Origin of the sequence: Embleya australiensis (assembly GCF_051903075.1) — a bacterium.
Lineage (GTDB): Bacteria > Actinomycetota > Actinomycetes > Streptomycetales > Streptomycetaceae > Embleya.
Window position 1 is genome coordinate 3,796,349 of sequence record NZ_CP182422.1, and the last position, 18,683, is coordinate 3,815,031.

An 18,683-nucleotide genomic window follows, 5' to 3' on the forward strand; every position below is an offset into this window, starting at 1 on the left:
TGCGCACCCACTCGTCCGGCTACATCGACAGGAGAGACTCTCGTGCCGAAGTCCCGGATCCGTAAGAAGGACGACTTCACCCCGCCGCCCGTCAAGAAGACGACCATAAAGCTGGACTCGCGCCGCTGGGTGGCGCCGTTCATGCTGGCCCTCTTCGCGATCGGCCTGCTGTGGATCGTGGTCTTCTACGTGACCGACATGCGCTTCCCGATCGAGTCCCTGAAGAACTGGAACATCGTCGTCGGCTTCGGCTTCATCGCCGCCGGCTTCGGCGTGTCCACTCAGTGGAAGTAGCGCATACGCGCAGCTCAGCGAGTTTTCCCGGGGAGACTCCACAGAGTTATCCACAGTGGGGATAACTGGGCGGATCCTGTGGATAACCCGTTACGGTCCAACGACCGGCCGGGATGTGGGTAACGGCTCGCATCCCGGATTCATCACTCCGGGTCATTCGTACGATTCACAGGGTGACCATGCTTGGGCGTCGGACCCGGGTCGCATACCTGTTGCCTGTTGTCTCGCGCCGTCGTGCCCTCGTGCCCTCGTGCCTCAGACGATCTGCGCGGTCCGGATCAGCACGATCGCCACGACGACCGCCAGCACCGCGAGCAGGCTGCCCACCTGGACCAGGGTCCGCTGCCGCGCCGGCGCGTAGACCACGCCGATCGCGGCGAGGGTGCCCGCGACCAGTCCCCCGAGGTGTGCGCGCCAGTCGATCGTGCTCATGTTCAGGAACGTGATCATCAGGTTCAGCGCCAGCAGGATGATCAGCGGTTTCAGGTCGTAGTTCATCCGCCGACCGAGCACGATCATCGCGCCGAAGAGCCCGAACAACGCGCCCGAGGCGCCCAGCGAGCCCTGGTTCGGTTCGGCGATCAGATACGACAGCGCGCTGCCGCCCAGGCCCGCGACCAGGTAGAGGGCGACGAACCGGGTCCGGCCCAGTGCCGCCTCGAGCGGCGGCCCCAGCATCCACAGGCCGAGCATGTTCAACCCGATGTGCCAGAACTGCTGGTGCAGGAACGTCGCGGTGAGCAGGCGGTACCACTGGCCCTCGGCGACACCCTGCCACTCGCCGCCCATGAAGAAGCGGCCGACCAGTATCCACCGGTCCACGAACGTGTTGCCGACCACCTGGACCAGCACGAAGACGGCGAGGTTGAGCCCGATCAGGGTCTTGGTCACGATCGCGGTCGCCGTGGTGGGCGCGACTCGGCCGCCCGCCACGGTGCGCGCCTCGCGTACCTGGCGACTGCCCTGCCGGACACAGTCCGGGCACTGGAACCCGACGGACGCGCTCACCATGCAATCGCCGCAGACGGGCCGCTCGCAGCGCGTACAGCGAATGTTCGACTCCCGATCGGGATGCCGATAACACACGGGCGGACCGGCCGGTCCGGTCGCACTCGGCTGCTGCTCGTCGGGGCTCATGCTCACCTTCAGGCACGCGCCGCGGGCCGGGACCCGAAGGCCCCGGCCCGTGCGCTCGGGGTTCAGGACGAGACGGTCTCGACCTCGACCGTGTTGATCACGACATCGGAGGCCGGACGGTCGCGCATGTCGGTCTGGGTACCGGCGATCGCGTCGACGACCTTGCGGCTCTCCGCATCGGCGACCTCACCGAAGATGGTGTGCTTGTTGTTCAGGTGCGGCGTGGCACCCACGGTGATGAAGAACTGCGAACCGTTGGTGCCCGGTCCGGCGTTGGCCATCGCCAGCAGGTACGGCTTGGAGAACGCCAGGTCCGGGTGGAACTCGTCGGCGAAGCGGTAGCCCGGGCCGCCGGTTCCGGTGCCCAGCGGGTCACCGCCCTGGATCATGAAGCCGGAGATGACACGGTGGAACACGGTGCCGTCGTAGAGGCGGTCGGTGGTCTTCTGCCCCTTGGCCGGGTGGACCCACTCGCGCTGCCCCTGCGACAGCTCCACGAAGTTCGCGACCGTCTTCGGTGCGTGGTTCGGGAACAACCGGATGCGGATGTCCCCGTGGTTGGTCTTGATGGTGGCGAAAAGTTCCTCGGCCACTGATGTGCCTTCCCTACGGTTACACGGACGGTCTTCTTGAATCCTCGAAATCCTCGCATGCCGCGGGCGGCTCCTGCCACGAGACCACCGCGGACACCGTTCCACCGTACGGATCCCGCGTCGATACGCGGCGCATGATCCCGGGATCGTCGGGAACAGATAGCGGATGAACCCGGCGAGGAGGAGGATGTCGTGACCCGTATGGATCCGGTCCGCGAGGCGACCGGCAGGACCAGGGACCGGCTTGCCCCACACGCCGCGCACGCCAAGGAGGCGGCGATCCACTACGCGGGCGCGGCCCGTGAGCGAGCGGTCGAGACCACCCGCGAGAAGGTCGTACCCGCACTGGTGAACGCCAAGGACACGGCCGCACCACACGTCGAGCACGTCGTGGAGACGGCCCGCCACCGGGTCCGCAACGACGTGGTTCCGCGCGTATACCAGGCGGTCGACCAGGCGCGGGGCGCCGCCGAACCCGTCCGTGACGAGGCACTCCTGCGGGCCGGCGCCGCGCTGTCCGTCCTCAAGGGCGAGATCAGCGCCGAGGACGTCGCCCGGGTCGGCCGGGCCAAGCGGCGCCGGGCCCGCCGCCGCCGGATCCTGCTGATCACGGTCGTCGCGGGTGGCGGCTTCGCGGCCTTCTCGTGGTGGCGCCGCCGCAATGCCCGGCCCGAGTGGCTGACCGACGAGCCCGACGAGGCCCCGCAGGGCTCCGCCACCACCCCGCAGTCCCCCGCGTCCCTCGACGACGAGGTCAAGCTGACCGAGGACGAGTTCCGCTCGGCCGCCCCGAAGCGGGACACCGACTGACCCGCCCGAATACACGACGAAGGGCCCGGCATCGCGCCGGGCCCTTCGTTCGTATCGCGAGTCGTGGATGTGGATCCTTGTGGAGCCTAGGGGAGTCGAACCCCTGACATCTGCCTTGCAAAGGCAGCGCTCTACCAGCTGAGCTAAGGCCCCTCGGTACCGAACCAGATTAGCGGCAACCGGGCCGCGATTTCACGACACCTCACCCTGGGAAGTGTGACGTTTCACGTGAAACGTCACACTTCCCAGGGTGGGTCAAGCCTCTACGGGGTCTCCCGCACGATCTGTTCAGCGAGTGCCGGTGCCCGCCGGAACCGCGTCCGTCGCCTCGGTCCACAGATCCTGCTCGGCCCGATCCGCCTGAATCTGCCGGTAGACCAACAGGCCGGCTACAGCGGCCAAAGCCACCAGGATCAGCTTCTTCATCAGCGTGGCCTCTCCGTCCTGCGAGTGACGTTCGTGCACCTGTCCGCGTGCCGTGGGCGCTGCGGTCGGGTCGGGCTCGACAATAACAGGTGGACCGAGGGGCCGACCAATACCGAAAGTCGTGGTCCGAGCGCCGGTCGTCGGCCCCCGGCGGAGCCGGTCCGCGCAGGTCGCCGCCCGTTTCGCGGCCCCGAACCGCCCCCGCGTACGGGGGAGTCGGACGCGACCGGCCCCCGGGCTCAGGCACCCGACCGCACATGTATGTCGATCCCGCTCGTCCCGGGCTCCTCGACGCCCGGCAGCAGCCGCATCTCACGGTCGTAGTCGCCGCCGCCGAGCGCGCGGAAGGCCACCGGCTCGTCGGTGAACAGCCCGTCGAGCCGTCGGCCGTACTCCTCCTTCGCCGCCTCGAACCGCTCCGGCGACACGTCGTTCGAGCCGAACACCGCGAACGGCTCCAGCGGGGCCAGGCCGGCGAACCAGAACAACCCGTGCTGGAGCGGGAAGAGCAGTTCCGCCAACCGCCCGTGAATGCCCCGGTCGGAGAACGCGGTCTCCCGGGCGCCGGCCGTCACCGACAACAATGCCCGCCGCCCGGCCAACGCGCCCTCGCTGTACGGGGGCGGAACCTCCGGGCCATAGGCGAATCCGGCGGTGAACACCCGGTCGATCCAGCCCTTCAAAATCGCCGGTGCGGAGAACCACCACATCGGAAACTGCAGGACGACCGCGTCCGCCCAGAGCACCTTCTCCTGCTCGGCGGCGATCTCCGGGGCCAGCCGCTTGGTCAGCGTGGCCCGCTGCGACTCGGCCATCACCCGAAGGCGGCGGTCCGCGACGTGCTCCGGGAAGTCGTCGCCGTCCACCGCCGCCTTCCACTTCATCGCGTACAGGTCGGACACCCGCACGTGATGTCCCGCCGCCCGCAGCCGCTCGACCGCGAACTCGGTCAGCGCGCCGTTGAGCGAGCGCGGCTCGGGATGGGCGGCGACGACGAGGACTTTGCGGAGCGACGACGTGGGCCGGCCGGACTGCGGTGTGGTGGGGTTCATGGAGCCAACGCTCCTCCGGGCGCGAACGGGTAGCCAGGACCCGGTTCAACCGGCGGAACCCCGTTCCTGGTACTGCGAGAACCACACAGGACCGATCCGCCCGGCGCCCGCGCATACTTGACCGCATGAACGGGGTGGAGCAGGGCGAGCGTACGACCGCCACCGAGCGGCGCACCGGGACGGCGGGCGCGCCCGCCGCGCACACCGACGACGCGGTCGAGGGCGTCGGCGACGCCCGGCGCGCGCTGGGCGGCTTCCTGCGGGCCCGCCGAGGCCGCGTCGCACCGGAGCACGTCGGACTCGTCGGCGGCCGGCGACGCCGGGTCCGCGGCCTGCGCCGCGAGGAGTTGGCCCAGCTCGCCGGGATCAGCGTCGACTACTACGTACGCCTCGAACAGGGTCGGGCCACCCAGCCCTCCCCCGAGGTGCTCGACGCACTCGCCCGGGCGCTCGGCCTCGACGCCGCCGAGCACCGGCACCTGATCACGCTGGCCGGCACCCGCCGCGTCCCCGCGCCGACGGCCCGGGTCAGCCCGCTGATCCAGCAGATCCTGGACTCGCTGACCCGGCTCCCGGCCTTCGCCACGAACCACCGCCTGGACACGGTGGCCTGGAACGATTTGGGTGCCGAACTCGTCGGCGGCCTGGCCGACCCGAGCCGCCGCGACCGCAACAACGCCAGGTTCCTCTTCCTCGACCCCTCCTCCCGCCGCGTGTACCCCGAGTGGGAGGAGCGGGCCGAGGACGCGGTGGGCCAGCTGCGGGTCTCGGCCGGGCGCTACCCCGACGACGCGGAGCTGGCCACGCTGATCACCGAACTCTCCACCCACAGCGCCGATTTCCGGCGGATCTGGGCCACCGGCAAGGTGCTGGTCTGCGGCGCCGGCCACAAGAGCGTGCACCACCCGGCGGTCGGCTCGATGCACCTGGACTACGAAACCCTGCGCGTCCCCACCCCGACCGGCGACACCGCCCTGGAAATCCACGTCTTCCGCGCCCGCCCGAACACCCCGTCGGCAACCGCGCTGTCCCACCTGGCCGCACTCGTCGACCGGGCGACCACCTCCGACCTTGCCGAGCCCATCGAAGCCTCCTCCTTCTGACCCGGGCCCCGTCGTCCAGCGAGAGTGAACCCAACACCGCTTGAGCCAGGCCGGTTGTATCGAGCTGCGACGCGTTACGCCCGCTTCTGCGCCCCGAGTCGCCCACATATATAAGAGGACAAGATCGGCTCCGGCGGCCGAAGGCGCGCAGCGGCGGTAAGGCCGAGCGCGCTCGCGTCAGCCCAGTCGGTACCGCGCCCACCGGCGGGCGGTGTCGGCGAGTGCCCGTGCGTGGCTGGGCACAGAGCGGGTTGCACGCCGGGGGGGCAGTTCCCTGTCAACGCGCCATTGGGTCGCCTGAGTCCAGGCTGAGGCGTACGCGGGGCTCGGGGATTTCGCGGCCTGCGAACGGGCACTCGACCGGGCGGAGAGGGTCGCCGAACTGAACGGCCCCGTCCACAACAACGGTTGGCTCCGTTTCGACGGCTCTCGACTCGCCGAAGAACGCGGTGCCCGGTATGTACAGCTGGGCCGACTCGACCTGGCCGAATCCACATCGCTACCCAACGGCGACGGCACTTGATAGCTTCGCTCTCCTCTTGATCTCAGCAACGGAGGGTGAAGATGACCCTTGCTGTACGGGGCCACCTCTTGTTGATCGAGAGCGCACGGGGTCGTGCGTCCCGTCGACAGCTGCGCGGCACCGGCGCCAACCTGGGCGCGATGACCGAGATACCTCCGGCGTGCTTCGCTCCTCGCGCCTCGGGTGTCGACGTTGTCCAGATCGATGATGCGGTCAACCCTCACGCGGTGTTGAGCCGCATCAAGGCGGCGGCGCGCATCCCCGGGCCCGTGGTCGTGTACGTCTCGGGTCTGCTGATGTTCGATCGCACCGGCGCCGCGCATCTCGGGCTGCGGGACTCCACGCCGCGCAGTGTGCGCTATGACGGGCTGCCGTGGGAGTGGCTGGTGAACGCGCTTCGTTCGCGGCCTCGCAGCCGGACACTGGTCATCGTGGACTTCGCCACCGACGCACAGAGCTGGGCCCGACTTCACGACGGCACCCCGGCGTCACTGACGAACAGCATCCCGGTGTGGGGCGTGATCAACCCGCCGGCCAAGTCGGCGGACGGCACCAGCCCCTTCACCCGCGCGCTGTCCGCCGTGCTACCGCAGGGCATACCTCGGGTGCCTGCCGAGGTGCATCCGTCCGACATCCACCGTGCGGTGGTCGAGCGGGCCGGCCTGGCGGTCGACACCGTGGAACTCGTACCCGATGTGCCCGGGTTGCGGCTGGAGAACGTCCACCCCGGGGCGCCGCCGGCCGCGCTCGCCCCCTCCGAGGTCACGACCGCCGAGACGCCCGCACAGATACTCCTGCAACCGTCCGACCCGGCGATGTACACGGGGGATCTCACGCGGATTCGCACGGCGAGTGAAGCGGGTGACCACACGGTCGCCGTCCTCCTGGCTCAAGAGCTGGACCACCGCTTGGCCACCACCCTGGGGTTCGATCACCCCGATTCATGGGCCGCTCGGGAAGTCCACGCCTGGGCGTCGGCGATGGCCGGCCGCTACCTGCATGCCTGCGAGCTGTACCGAGACGTCGCCCGGCGACGCATGCGGGGCCTGCCCCACGACCATGCGACCGTCGTCGGCCCCACCGACTGCGCCCATGCCGCGTGGCTGCGCATCACCAACGGGGACGACGCGCGCCGAGTGGGGCCGTCGATCGTCGCCCTCCGGGAACTCGTACCCGGCCCCGGCGGGGCGCTCTCGGCCGCGCGGCGCCACCTGGTCCGACTCCGGGACGACGATCCCGAGGTGCAGATGCGCCGTGGGCCCGAAGCCTGGTCCGCCTACCTCGGCCGGCAGACCCGGCAGTCCACCAACCATGCCGGCATGCCGGCGGTAGGGCCCTCGAACTCCACGGTCTGAAGCCTCGCCGTGCTCCCGGTGCCCGTCGTCACTCGTACGAGTGTGTCCGGTTCCGCCCGGGACGGGTGTGTAGCAGGCTTGCCATCGCCACCCACGAAGCGATGAAGAAGACCCCGGAGGCCGACATGGCGAACATCCCGAGCGATCGCCTGTACAGCAAGGACCACGAATGGGCCCAGGTCGAGGGCGACCTGGTGCGGGTCGGCCTGACGGATCACGCCCAAAAGCAACTCGGCGACGTCGTCTTCGTCGAGCTACCCGGCGTGGGCGACCGCTTCGAGGCGGGCCAGCCGTTCGGCAACGTGGAGTCGGTGAAGGCCGTAAGCGAGGTCTACGTACCCGTGACCGGCGAGGTGGTCGAGGTGAACGAAACCCTGAACGACAGCCCGGAACAGGTCAACGACGACCCCTACGGCGACGGCTGGACCATCCGCCTCCGCACGGCGGGATCAGCACAGACCGACGACCTGCTCACCGCAGACCAGTACGCCGACTACATCAAAGAAGAAGCATCGGACTGACCCGCGCCCCTATTTCGCCCCGGAACCAATCAAGGGCCCTTCCCCGGTGAATGGGGAAGGACCCTTGATCCGCAGTACGTAAGTGGGCCTAACAGGACTTGAACCTGTGGCCTCTTCCTTATCAGCGATGCTCGGGCGCCTCTCTGACCTGGGCAGACGTAGAGGACCCTTGCGTCACACGGCCCATTGCCCCGGGTTGCGACCGGTTCCGGCGCCTTCCGCTCCGTTCCTCACCCCTAAATCGCCCCTACATATAAGGGGGCAAGGTCGGCCTCACAAGCTCGGCTCGACGGGGGCACCTCGGCTTCCCGGGTACCTTCGGCCCCGGTCCGATCAAAGCCTCGTCGGCACGCGTACTCGCTCCACCCGGGTCCGCTCGCGGTGACGACACGGCGGACAACCTCGACGTCATCACGCATCTCCGAGCAGCGATGGCAGAAGTGTTTGCGTGCGGGTTGAGACAGCGTCATACGTGAGCGGTCTCTCGGGCCGTGATGGTGAAGGGTCGGCCGCGTCCGACACGGGCAACGGCTCCCGCTGCTTCTCGCTGCTCTCTCTCGGCGGCTTCCCGGTCCATCTGTTCGCCGCGGCGTACCCAGTAGGCATCCTCCTCGGCCTGTTTCCGGGCTCGCTCGTCCCAAAGCCGATTTACGAACGGACGTACGAGCACATGGTCGGGCTCGAACTCGGGGTCAGCCGGCACGGCGGGCGCAGGGACTCGGGCCGCGACCACAGCCGGCTCACGGCTAGCTACATCCCCGGACGTCGGCGGGGTGAAGTCGCGCCAAGCCACAGCAGCACTGGCCTTCCGCGTGCGCCTGGGCCTGCTCGGTCCTGCGGGGCGGGGGCGATTCGGTCGGCCGCTGCGGCGCATGCCGGTTGCCGGCATCGGGGCGGGACGTCCGAGCACCCATGCGAGTAGGCGGGCAATAAGCTCTTTCATGGCTTGTCAGCTCCTCTTCAGGGATCGCTGATCGGCTCAGCCCGGGGGTCGTTAGGCGACGGCCTCCGGGCGCTTCGGTTCACCGGTCGTGGTGTCAGTCGAGTCGGTATCGGGCCCATGCACGGGCGGTGTCGGCGAGTGCCCGGGAGTGCGGCCGTGCCCGGGGGGATCGGGTGATGAACTCCCACATGCCGGACAGCTTCGCGGCGAACGCGTCGATCACCGGGTCGGGCGCCTTGGCGAACGCGGGCACGTGCACAGCCCACGCTTCGGCCGCTTCGGGCGTGTGGCCCTCGTGCATGAGACGGACGACCACGTACGCGGCATCGATCCATGCGGCACCTCGCGCCGACCATGCCCAATCGATCACGCGCACCCGGTCGTCCCGGGTGAGCATGTTCGCCGGGTGCAGGTCCGAGTGAACGAGGGTGTCCCCGTCCAACGCTGCGCCCAGTTCGAGCGTCGCGAGCACCCCTATGTGCGCGCGCGCCCAGGGATCGAGGTCGTCGGGTGACTTCGCGTAAATGGCGGCCCACCCGGGAGCGCTGCCCCATCGGTCGGCGATCGAGTGGAGCGCGGCTGATGGGCAAGGCGTCAACGCTTCGGCCATGGTGACGACCAGGTCGCCGATCACGTCCAAGTCGCCGGACGTCGGCGACAGCGACGGGTAACGTCCGGGCACGTACTCGAACCCGAGCATGTGCCACCCCTCCTGCACCACACTCCACAACAGTGCCGGGGCAAGGGACACGGGCAGGAACGGCGCGACGGCGGCTTCGTTGCGGTGCGTCCACGCGTACGGCCGGTCGGCACGGACCCCCTTGCAGAACACCCGACCATCCCGCGTTTCGAGCGTCGCCGAGAACTCCGACGACTTGCCGAACTCCGGGGCGTGCATCGAACGAATGGGGCCGGTGTACTGCTGGATCTTCTCCCGGACCGACTTGGGTAGTTCGGTCCAGGCATGGCGACGGGGCATTGTCGATGCTCTCTCGCTTCGGGGCGGACGGGATGAACGAAGGGGCGCCCCCGCCCGCGACGATGCCGATCCGGGGGCGCTCCTCACCTACGTGTGGTCACGGGCTGTCGTGGCATCCCGCGTGGCACTGGGAGCAGTCGGCCGCGGCAACCGCCCACAGTTCGGCATCGACCTCAAAGCCGGCTGCCTTGATCGCCTCGGCCGTGCGGACAACGTCGTCCCGACCCTGCGCCATGGTGCGTGACCCGGTGTCCGGCACGTGATGAACGAACCGGCCGATCCGGTCGCAGTACTCGGCGTAGTCGACCGTGTGGAGCACCCACGCGTGCCAACCGACGTCGATGAGGGCCGACGGAACCATGCGCGCCCTGGGGTCGGCCGCGCTGACCGTAAGGAACTCGGCGGTCCCGGTGACAATCCGGTCGGCGAGATCGGCGTCGATCTCGGGACGGTCCGCTCGGATGCGTGCCGTAAGCCTTGCGCGAACCGCGGCAGGGACGAGTACCCCTGTCGCAGCCTTCGGTGACAGCGTGCTTGTCATGCTCGTTCCACCCTTCGCCAGACTTGAATTGGTGTGGCGCGGGATCCGCCCGACATCCCGCAGGAGTCGAGCGGGTCCGATCAAAGGAGCCGCGTCATTGGGCCGACGCAGCCAGGAGGTTGCTCAACCGCGGGCCGCTTCAGCGCCGCTCAAGTTCCGCGCGGCAGGGGGCAACTCGCGAGAGGGCATCGGCATGGAGGCTCGGGCGTGCCACCCCGCGGCATGGCGTAGCTCGTGAAGGTCTCAGGGGCACGTACGTCGCTTCGGCTTCCGTCAGGCGTCAGTCGGTAGACGAGGAGCGACATTTCGTGCCCAACGGGCAGCACCATCGGTCCCGCATTGTGAACAACCGTCATGGCTTCAGCGAACCGTCTGGAGTTGGGCTTCTCCACCGCATCGAAGCGGCACTCTTGATGCACATCGGATGCACAGGCCGTGCCACCTGGTAGTTCACGGTGAGACAGGGGAAGGAGGCCCGCGTGGGCCTTTCAGATCGCCGCAAACTCCTGGGCTACAGTCAGGAATCATTCGCACATGCACTCGGTGTCGACCGCACAACGGTGGGGCGCTGGGAGCGGGGGGAAACCGCACCCCAACCTCAACTACGGCCCAAAGCAGCCAAATTGCTGCAAGTGGATCTTGCCGGACTCGATGCTCTGGTGATCCCCTTACAGGCGGGTTCCGAGAGACCCACCGGGTCGCCGGCAGGCGACCGCCCCGGCCTGGAGAGCATTGACGACATGATTCGACGCGACTTCCTGCGCGCGATAGCCGTGACAAGTGCCCTCGTCGGCCTCCCCGTTCAGAACGCCGAAGCACTCACAGAGGTAGCCCGGCGGGGTCGCACTACTGACTTCCTACAGATGAACAATCATCTGTGGCAGGTGTACCTGCGCGCCCGAACCAAGGGATCGGTGCGCCCGATCGTGCGGGATCAGCTCTCCACGCTGAACAGTTCGATGGACGGTGGGTCGACCGCCGAACTCCAGGGACTGTGTGGGGCTGCGGGTGATCTCTTCCAACTGGCCGGTGAACTCGCCTTCGACGGAGATCGCTACGCCGATGCCACGGCCTCCTACACCCTCGCCGCGGTCGCCAGCAGGGAAGCGGGGTCCTTCGACCTGTGGGCATGTGCGCTGGTGCGCCACGCCTACGTCGAGCTGTACCAGCACCACTACCGGCAAGCGGCCCGAACGCTGTCGGGCGCTGAGCAAGTAGCACGCCGCGGGGACAGTTCGCTCTCGACACGGCATTGGGTTGCCTGCGTCCAGGCCGAGGCGTACGCCGGTCTCGGCGAAATGGCAGCTTGCGAACGTGCGCTCGACGACGCGGAGCAAGTAGCCGAACTCAACGGCCCCAGCCACAACGGCGGTTGGCTTCGGTTCGATGGCTCCCGGCTCGCAGAGGAACGCGGTGCCCGCTACGTACAACTCGGGCACCTCGACCGAGCGGAGAACGTCCTGGTCGGCGCCTTGGCTCAAGGCGCGCTCGCACCAGGGCAATCCTTCCGGCGACGCGCAGCCGTACTGACGGACCTTGCCGCAATCGGCGCGAAGCGTCGAGACCCGGACCAAGTGGTCACCTACGGTCGGGAAGCTCTTCAGCTCGCCCGTGAGTCCTCGTCCGGATACGTCGCCCGTAGGCTCCAAGGGCTGCTGGGCGAGTTCGGTCAACCGGCTCATGACGGTCGCATTGCCGACCTGCAAGCCGAGATCATCGCACTGAACATGGCGTGACGAGAGGGGTAGACATGTCGGAGCACCATGGGGCACGACTGTTCCGCGAGACGTGGATCTCAAGCGTTCACAAGTACTTCCCGGGCGAACCGAAGCCGGGATACGTAACTCCTTGGGACGACACCCCGGAGTGGGAACGGGAAGCCGCGGGCGCCGTCTTCGACCAGGTCCGTCAGTTCCTGGAAGTCAGTGCCGGCCACGCGGCCAGGCTGACGCGCGAACAGAAAGGACGCTTCGTCGCGACCTGCTGGACAGCCCAGATGTTCAAGCACTTCGAAGACCCGAAGCCCGGCTACGTCGCGGACTGGTCGGATCTGCCGGATTGGCAGCAGGAGACCGACTCCGACATTTTCGAAGCAATCGAAAGTTCCCAGAGCTAGTCAGAGCCCGTCGCCCTCTTTCGCGGTTCTTGGCCGCCGGCGCGGTTCCCGCTGGGCCGAAGGCGGAGGCGGGGGCCGCGCCGGCGGCTGAGTACCGCGCGGCCCCGCGTGCGGGGCCGCCTTGAACACGTAGAGAAAGCTTGAACGCACACTGGTCTGATCGGTCTCGGCCTGGCTCACCGAGGACCAGGTAGCGGAGGTAGCTCGGCACGCTCATCTCGGCCACGGGATGTTGGGGATCGCGTGGGTCTACGCATGTCACAAACGCCCTCGAAGCCCGCTGGGATGCCTCGCTGCTCGCGCTCGACGACGAACGCGCCCGGCTTACAGCCCGTTTTCCCGCATCCGTGGCCGGTCATCGCCGCGCTACCGAGAGGGGCGGGCGGCCTGATCGGCTTCAGCCCTATATGACCCCTAAGTTAACCAAGGGCCCTTCCCCGGACAACGGGGAAGGGCCCTTGATCTGCATGTACGTGAGTGGGCCTAACAGGACTTGAACCTGTGGCCTCTTCCTTATCAGGGAAGCGCTCTAACCGTCTGAGCTATAGGCCCGCGTGCGTGCTCAGAGAGCGTACCGCACCGCTTGCCCGCCACCAAAATCCTTAGTCCTCCTCCGCCAGGGTGACCTCGATGCCTCCGGTGAAGGATGCGGTGAGGTTGTAGAGGAAGGCGCCGAGGGTGGCCAGTGCGGTCACCAGGATGACGTCGACGATGGCCACGATGCCGCTGAAGAAGAGCGTGTTCTTCAGGGACAGGAAGTGTTGGAGGTCGAAGCCGGAGTTGTTCTCCGACTGGGTCGCCTCCTTCACCGTGTCGCCGACCGAGGTGAATACTCCGAGGCCGTCCAGCACCAGCCACAACACGGTCACCGCCACCATCAGCACCACGCCCAGTGCCAGGGACAGCAGGAAACCGACCTTCATCACCGACCACGGATCCACCCGCGCCGCCCGCAGTCGGGCCCGCCTCGTGCGCGCGCTCGGCCGTGGTTGCGGCTCCGGGCCCGAACCGGGCCGGCCCCCCTGCTGCGCCATCGGCTGCCCCGGCTGGTGGGCGGCCGACGGAGCCCCGCCGGCGCCCCGGATCGGGCGCGGCGTGGTGATCGTGCCGCCCGCCGTCGGACGGGCCGCGACCGGCCTGCCGTTGACCGCGGCCGGCGGCCGCTCCGTACCCTCGCTCGCCGCAGCCGCGGGAGGGAAGGGGGACGCGAACGGGGTCGGCCCCGCGGGACGCGGCGGATGCGCCGCCGCGTCCCGGGAGGGCCCGGCCCCGTGCGCGGGGGGTGGACCGGCCGGCCTCGGCGGCACCGCGTCCGGCGGCACCGCCTCGCCGCGACCCGTGCTGTCAGCGCGCCCGCCGGTTCGACCCCGGTCGGCGCGCTCGCCTCTCCCGCCGGCCGACTTCCGGTCTGTGCTCACGCGTCACCCTTCCTGCCCGCCGGGCGCGACCTCCCCTGCGATGGTGGAGGTCGGCTCGTGCGTGCCATCGGCCGCACCGGCTTCGGCCCCATCGACCTCAGGGTCGATCTCGGCCTCGGGCTCAGGTTCGGCGTTACGTGCGATGCCGACAACGGCGTCGCCCTTACCCAGGTTGATCAGCTGCACACCCATCGTGTCACGTCCGGTGTGCCGGACACCCGCGGCGCGGGTACGGATCACTCCGCCGCCGAGGGTGATGGCCAGGATTTCATCCGTGTCGTCCACCACGAGCGCCCCGACGAGTGAACCGCGGTCCTCGACGATCTTGGCAGCCTTGATGCCGAGGCCCCCACGACCCTGGACGCGATACTCGTCCACACTGGTTCGCTTCGCGAAGCCGCCATCGGTGGCGGTGAACACGAACGTGCCCTCGCGCACCACGTTCATCGACAGCAGTTCGTCGCCTTCGCGGAAGCTCATGCCCTTCACCCCGGACGTCGCGCGACCCATCGGCCGCAACGACTCGTCCGTGGCGGTGAACCGGATCGACTGCGCCTTCTTGCTGACCAGCAGCAGGTCGTCGTCCGCGGAGACCAGCTCGGCGCCGATCACCTCGTCGTCGTCACCGGCCTCGTCCGAGCGCAGGTTGATCGCGATCACGCCCGCCGAGCGGTTGGTGTCGTACTCCTTGAGCGCGGTCTTCTTCACCAGACCGGCCTTGGTCGCGAGCACCAGATACGGCGCGACCTCGTAGTCGCGCAGGTCGAGCACCTGGGCGATCTTCTCGTCGGGCTGGAACGCCAGCAGGTTGGCCACGTGTTGCCCACGCGCCTCGCGACCGGTGTCCGGCAGCTCGTACGCCTTCGCCCGATACACCCGGCCCTTGTTCGTGAAGAACAGGATCCAGTGGTGCGTGGTGGTCACGAAGAAGTGGTCGACGATGTCGTCCTGCTTCAGATGCGCCCCCCGCACGCCCTTGCCGCCGCGCTTTTGCGAGCGATACAGGTCGGTCCGGGTGCGCTTGACGTAGCCGCCCCGGGTGATGGTGATGACGATGTCCTCTTCGGCGATCAGGTCCTCGATGGACATGTCGCCGTCGAAGGGCACCAGCTGGCTGCGCCGGTCGTCGCCGAACTTCTCGACGATCGCGGCCAGTTCCTCGCTGATGATCTGCCGCTGCCGCTCCGGCGAGGCCAGGATCGCCTGGTAGTCGGTGATCTTCGCCATCAGCTCGTCGTGCTCGGCGGTGATCTTCTGGTGCTCGAGGGCGGCCAGGCGACGCAGCTGCATCTCCAGGATCGCGTTGGCCTGGATCTCGTCGATCTCCAGGAGCCCGATCAGGCCGGTCCGCGCCTCGTCCACCGTGTTCGAGGCCCGGATCAGCGCGATGACCTCCTCGATCGCGTCGAGGGCCTTGAGCAGACCGCGCAGGATGTGCGCGCGCTCCTCCGCCTTGCGCAGCCGGAAGCGGGTCCGCCGGACGATCACCTCGATCTGGTGGTCCACCCAGTTGCGGATGAACAGGTCGATCGAGAGCGTGCGCGGCACACCGTCCACCAGCGCGAGCATGTTCGCGCCGAAGGTGTCCTGCAGCTGGGTGTGCTTGTACAGGTTGTTCAGCACGACCTTGGCCACCGCGTCGCGCTTGAGCACGATCACCAGGCGCTGCCCGGTACGCGAGGAGGTCTCGTCGCGCACGTCGGCGATGCCGCCGATCTTGCCGTCCTTGACCAGGTCGGCGATCTTCTGCGCGAGGTTGTCCGGGTTGACCTGGTAGGGCAGTTCGGTGACCACCAGGCACTGCCGGTTCTGGATCTCCTCGACCTCGACCACGGCGCGCATGGTGATCGAGCCGCGCCCGGTGCGGTACGCGTCCTCGATGCCGCGCCGGCCGACGACCAGTGCGCCGCTGGGGAAGTCCGGGCCCTTGATCCGCTCGATCAGGGCGTCCTGCAGCTCCTCCGCGGACACGTCCGGGTTCTGCAGGAACCACTGCGCGCCCGACGCGACCTCGCGCAGGTTGTGCGGCGGGATGTTGGTCGCCATGCCGACCGCGATGCCGGCGGACCCGTTGACCAGCAGGTTCGGGAACCGGGCCGGCAGGACCGTCGGCTCCTGGTTGCGGCCGTCGTAGTTGTCCTGGAGATCGACGGTCTCCTCGTCGATGTCCCGGAGCATCTCCATGGACAGCCACTTGAGCTTGCACTCGGTGTACCGCATGGCCGCGGCCGGGTCGTTGCCCGGCGAGCCGAAGTTGCCGTTGCTGTCCACCAGCGGCATGCGCATCGACCACGGCTGGGCCAGGCGCACCAGCGCGTCGTAGATGGAGGTGTCGCCGTGCGGGTGGTACGTACCCATGACGTCACCGACGACGCGGGCGCACTTGTAGAAGCCCTTCTCGGGCCGGTAGCCGCCGTCGTACATCGCGTAGAGCACGCGCCGGTGCACCGGCTTGAGGCCGTCGCGCACGTCGGGCAGGGCGCGCGAGACGATCACGCTCATCGCGTAGTCGAGGTAGCTGCGCTGCATCTCGGTCTCGAGCCCGACCGGCTCGATCCGCAGGCCGCCGGTGCTGTTCACCGCGTCCTCCTGGTCGCCTTCGGGCGCCGGGGTGTTCTCATCGGCCATTGCTGGTCAATGTCCTTTCGAGCTGTGACGTGGGGCCGACTCGGATGTGGATATCCGCCGGCAGGCGGATGCCCCGGCCGGTCAGATGTCCAGGAACCTGACGTCCTTGGCGTTGCGCTGGATGAACGAGCGACGAGCCTCGACGTCCTCACCCATGAGCACCGAGAACAGTTCGTCGGCCTGGGCCGCGTCGTCGAGGGTGACCTGACCCAGGACGCGGTGGTCGATGTCCATCGTGGTCACCCGAAGCTCCTCGGCGTTCATCTCGCCGAGGCCCTTGAAGCGCTGGATCGAGTCGTCCTTGGCCCGCTTGCCCGCCTGTCGGCCGAGTTCGAGCAGCGCGTCGCGCTCGCGGTCGGAGTAGGCGTACTCGAAGTCGTCCCGGCTCCACTTGATCTTGTACAGCGGCGGCCGGGAGAGGTACACGTGGCCGGCCTCGACCAGCGGGCGCATGAAGCGGAACAGGAAGGTCAGCAGCAGGGTGTTGATGTGCTGACCGTCGACGTCGGCGTCCGCCATCAGGATGATCTTGTGATAGCGCAGCTTCTCGATGTCGAAGTCCTCGTGCACACCGGTGCCGAAGGCCGAGATGAGCGCCTGGACCTCGGTGTTCTGCAGGATCTTGTCGATCCGGGCCTTCTCGACGTTCAGGATCTTGCCGCGGATCGGCAGGATCGCCTGGTACATCGGGTCGCGGCCGGACTTGGCCGAGCCGCCGGCCGAGTCGCCCTCGACGATGAAGATCTCGCACTTGGACGGGTCGTTGCTCTGGCAGTCGCTGAGCTTGCCCGGCAGCGAGGCGGTCTCCAGCAGACCCTTGCGCCGGGTCAGGTCGCGCGCCTTGCGCGCCGCCATCCGCGCGGTGGCCGCCTGGATGCCCTTGCGGATGATGTCCGCGGCCTCGCTCGGGTTGCGGTCGAGCCAGTCGGTGAGGTGCTCGTGCACCACCCGCTGCACGAACGTCTTCGCCTCGGTGTTGCCCAGCTTGTCCTTGGTCTGGCCCTCGAACTGCGGGTCGCCGAGCTTGACCGAGATGATCGCGGTCAGACCCTCGCGGATGTCCTCGCCGGCGAGGTTCTCGTCCTTCTCCTTGAGCAGCTTCTTCTCCCGCGCGTAGCGGTTGATCAGCGCGGTCAGCGCGGACCGGAAGCCCTCTTCGTGGGTGCCGCCGCCATGCGTGTGGATCGTGTTCGCGAAGCTGTGCACACCCTCGGTGTACTGCGAGTTCCACTGCATCGCGACTTCCACCGAGATGGTGCGCGACTTGTCCTCGGCCTCGATGTCGATCACCGAGGGGTGGACCAGCTCGCCCTTGCGCGAGTTGAGGTAGCGCACGAAGTCGGCGATGCCGCCCTCGTAGTGGTACGTGACCGAGAGCTGCTCGCCCTTCTCGTCCACATGGTCCGGGCGCTCGTCCCGGAGCGAGATGGTCAGGCCCTTGTTGAGGAAGGCCATCTCCTGGAAGCGCCGAGAGAGCGTCTCGAACGAGTAGACCGTGGTCTCGAAGATGTCCGGGTCGGCCCAGAAGGTGACCGTGGTGCCGGTCTCGGTGGCCGCCTCGTGCCGCTCCAGCGGCGCGGTGGGGGTGCCCAGCTTGTAGTCCTGCGTCCAGCGGTAGCCGTCGCGGCGGATGTCCACCGCGAGGCGCGAGGACAGCGCGTTGACCACGGAGACGCCGACGCCGTGCAGACCGCCGGAGACCGAGTAGCCGCCGCCGCCGAACTTGCCGCCGGCGTGCAGGATGGTCAGGACGACCTCGACCGCGGGCTTCTTCTCCACCGGGTGCATGTCGACCGGGATACCGCGGCCGTTGTCCACCACGCGCACGCCGCCGTCGGCGAGGATCGTCGCCTCGATGTGCGTCGCGTGCCCCGCCAGCGCCTCGTCGACCGAGTTGTCCACGACCTCGTAGACGAGGTGGTGCAGACCGCGCTCACCGGTGGAACCGATGTACATGCCCGGGCGCTTGCGGACCGCGTCGAGGCCCTCCAGGACCTGGATGTCGCTCGCGCCGTAGGACTGCCCGTTGCTCGCGGCAGAGGTTTCCGGCGAGCCGGCCACGTCATTCTCCTTGGGGTTGCCGGAATCGGCCACGAAGCGCCCTTTCTGGCACAGCACGGCTCCCTGCCCGGGAGCAGGAACGGCAGGGTGCGTCGAAGGGCAGGCAGCCGGTCCGACACGCCCCCGGGCACGGAGCCGCGGAAGTCGAAACAGGATCCGCATGAGCGGTATTGCTGGTTCAGT

Annotated in this window: 16 protein-coding genes, 2 tRNA genes and 1 pseudogene; 8 read left to right on the forward strand and 11 right to left on the reverse strand. The window is 68.4% G+C overall.

What is annotated here, in order from left to right; translation table 11 throughout:
* Positions 1–42 precede the first annotated feature (42 nt).
* Positions 43–294, forward strand: a complete 252-nt coding sequence (gene crgA, locus ACMXN5_RS16230) for a cell division protein CrgA (RefSeq protein ID WP_078976324.1) — start codon at positions 43–45, stop codon at positions 292–294.
* A 255-nt stretch (positions 295–549) separates the two neighbouring features.
* Here crgA and ACMXN5_RS16235 read toward each other — a convergent pair whose 3' ends face one another.
* Both ACMXN5_RS16235 and ACMXN5_RS16240 read right to left on the reverse strand, forming a co-directional pair.
* Entirely contained in the window at positions 550–1,431 is an 882-nt protein-coding gene (locus ACMXN5_RS16235) for a rhomboid family intramembrane serine protease (protein WP_439675874.1), read from the reverse strand.
* Between the two features lie 62 nt (positions 1,432–1,493).
* Entirely contained in the window at positions 1,494–2,024 is a 531-nt protein-coding gene (locus tag ACMXN5_RS16240) for a peptidylprolyl isomerase (RefSeq protein ID WP_395795781.1), read from the reverse strand.
* A gap of 201 nt (positions 2,025–2,225) precedes the next feature.
* Between ACMXN5_RS16240 and ACMXN5_RS16245 the strand changes: the two genes are divergently transcribed.
* Positions 2,226–2,834, forward strand: coding sequence for a DUF5324 family protein (locus ACMXN5_RS16245; RefSeq protein WP_439678019.1), 609 nt, complete (start codon positions 2,226–2,228; stop codon positions 2,832–2,834).
* Positions 2,835–2,914: 80 nt separating this feature from the next.
* Here the strand turns inward: ACMXN5_RS16245 and ACMXN5_RS16250 are convergent.
* The 3 genes from ACMXN5_RS16250 to ACMXN5_RS16260 form a co-directional block, all read right to left on the reverse strand.
* Positions 2,915–2,987 (reverse strand) — tRNA-Ala (locus ACMXN5_RS16250).
* A 135-nt stretch (positions 2,988–3,122) separates the two neighbouring features.
* On the reverse strand, positions 3,123–3,260 hold the full coding sequence (locus ACMXN5_RS16255) for a DLW-39 family protein (RefSeq protein WP_170222265.1): 138 nt from the start codon (positions 3,258–3,260) through the stop codon (positions 3,123–3,125).
* A gap of 239 nt (positions 3,261–3,499) precedes the next feature.
* A complete protein-coding gene (locus ACMXN5_RS16260) occupies positions 3,500–4,312 on the reverse strand; it encodes an NAD(P)H-dependent oxidoreductase (RefSeq protein ID WP_439675875.1) in 813 nt (270 codons plus the stop codon).
* A gap of 125 nt (positions 4,313–4,437) precedes the next feature.
* Between ACMXN5_RS16260 and ACMXN5_RS16265 the strand changes: the two genes are divergently transcribed.
* The 4 genes and pseudogenes from ACMXN5_RS16265 to gcvH all read left to right on the forward strand — a co-directional run bounded on the left by ACMXN5_RS16265 (position 4,438) and on the right by gcvH (position 7,814).
* A complete protein-coding gene (locus ACMXN5_RS16265) occupies positions 4,438–5,415 on the forward strand; it encodes a helix-turn-helix transcriptional regulator (RefSeq protein ID WP_439675876.1) in 978 nt (325 codons plus the stop codon).
* A 244-nt stretch (positions 5,416–5,659) separates the two neighbouring features.
* Positions 5,660–5,905 (forward strand): annotated as a pseudogene (locus ACMXN5_RS16270) (transcriptional regulator); the annotation flags it as partial.
* A 74-nt stretch (positions 5,906–5,979) separates the two neighbouring features.
* Positions 5,980–7,293: a hypothetical protein gene (locus tag ACMXN5_RS16275; RefSeq protein WP_439675877.1), complete on the forward strand. Its 1,314-nt coding sequence runs from the start codon at positions 5,980–5,982 to the stop codon at positions 7,291–7,293.
* A gap of 101 nt (positions 7,294–7,394) precedes the next feature.
* The gene (gene gcvH, locus ACMXN5_RS16280) at positions 7,395–7,814 is read left to right on the forward strand and encodes a glycine cleavage system protein GcvH (RefSeq protein WP_439675878.1); all 420 of its coding nucleotides are present in this window, start codon (positions 7,395–7,397) and stop codon (positions 7,812–7,814) included.
* 1,037 nt (positions 7,815–8,851) lie between these two features.
* On the opposite strand, the gene ACMXN5_RS16285 is transcribed toward gcvH, so the two are convergent.
* Both ACMXN5_RS16285 and ACMXN5_RS16290 read right to left on the reverse strand, forming a co-directional pair.
* A complete protein-coding gene (locus tag ACMXN5_RS16285) occupies positions 8,852–9,736 on the reverse strand; it encodes a phosphotransferase family protein (protein ID WP_439675879.1) in 885 nt (294 codons plus the stop codon).
* Between the two features lie 97 nt (positions 9,737–9,833).
* Positions 9,834–10,277: a glycine-rich domain-containing protein gene (locus ACMXN5_RS16290; RefSeq protein ID WP_439675880.1), complete on the reverse strand. Its 444-nt coding sequence runs from the start codon at positions 10,275–10,277 to the stop codon at positions 9,834–9,836.
* Positions 10,278–10,756: 479 nt separating this feature from the next.
* Here ACMXN5_RS16290 and ACMXN5_RS16295 point away from each other — a divergent pair, with 479 nt between their 5' ends.
* Together ACMXN5_RS16295 and ACMXN5_RS16300 are read left to right on the forward strand one after the other, a co-directional pair.
* Positions 10,757–12,013 (forward strand): helix-turn-helix transcriptional regulator, encoded by a 1,257-nt coding sequence (locus ACMXN5_RS16295; protein ID WP_439675881.1) that lies wholly within the window; start codon positions 10,757–10,759, stop codon positions 12,011–12,013.
* A gap of 14 nt (positions 12,014–12,027) precedes the next feature.
* Entirely contained in the window at positions 12,028–12,393 is a 366-nt protein-coding gene (locus ACMXN5_RS16300; RefSeq protein ID WP_439675882.1) for a hypothetical protein, read from the forward strand.
* 478 nt (positions 12,394–12,871) lie between these two features.
* Here ACMXN5_RS16300 and ACMXN5_RS16305 read toward each other — a convergent pair.
* From ACMXN5_RS16305 to gyrB, 4 genes are all read right to left on the reverse strand, one after another.
* Positions 12,872–12,945: transfer RNA gene (locus tag ACMXN5_RS16305), tRNA-Ile, on the reverse strand.
* Positions 12,946–12,995: 50 nt separating this feature from the next.
* Complete coding sequence (locus ACMXN5_RS16310; RefSeq protein ID WP_439675883.1) at positions 12,996–13,811, reverse strand: DUF3566 domain-containing protein; 816 nt, start codon at positions 13,809–13,811, stop codon at positions 12,996–12,998.
* A gap of 3 nt (positions 13,812–13,814) precedes the next feature.
* Positions 13,815–16,439, reverse strand: coding sequence for a DNA gyrase subunit A (gyrA, locus tag ACMXN5_RS16315; protein WP_439675884.1), 2,625 nt, complete (start codon positions 16,437–16,439; stop codon positions 13,815–13,817).
* 81 nt (positions 16,440–16,520) lie between these two features.
* A complete protein-coding gene (gene gyrB, locus ACMXN5_RS16320; protein ID WP_395795788.1) occupies positions 16,521–18,557 on the reverse strand; it encodes a DNA topoisomerase (ATP-hydrolyzing) subunit B in 2,037 nt (678 codons plus the stop codon).
* Positions 18,558–18,683: the final 126 nt, after the last annotated feature.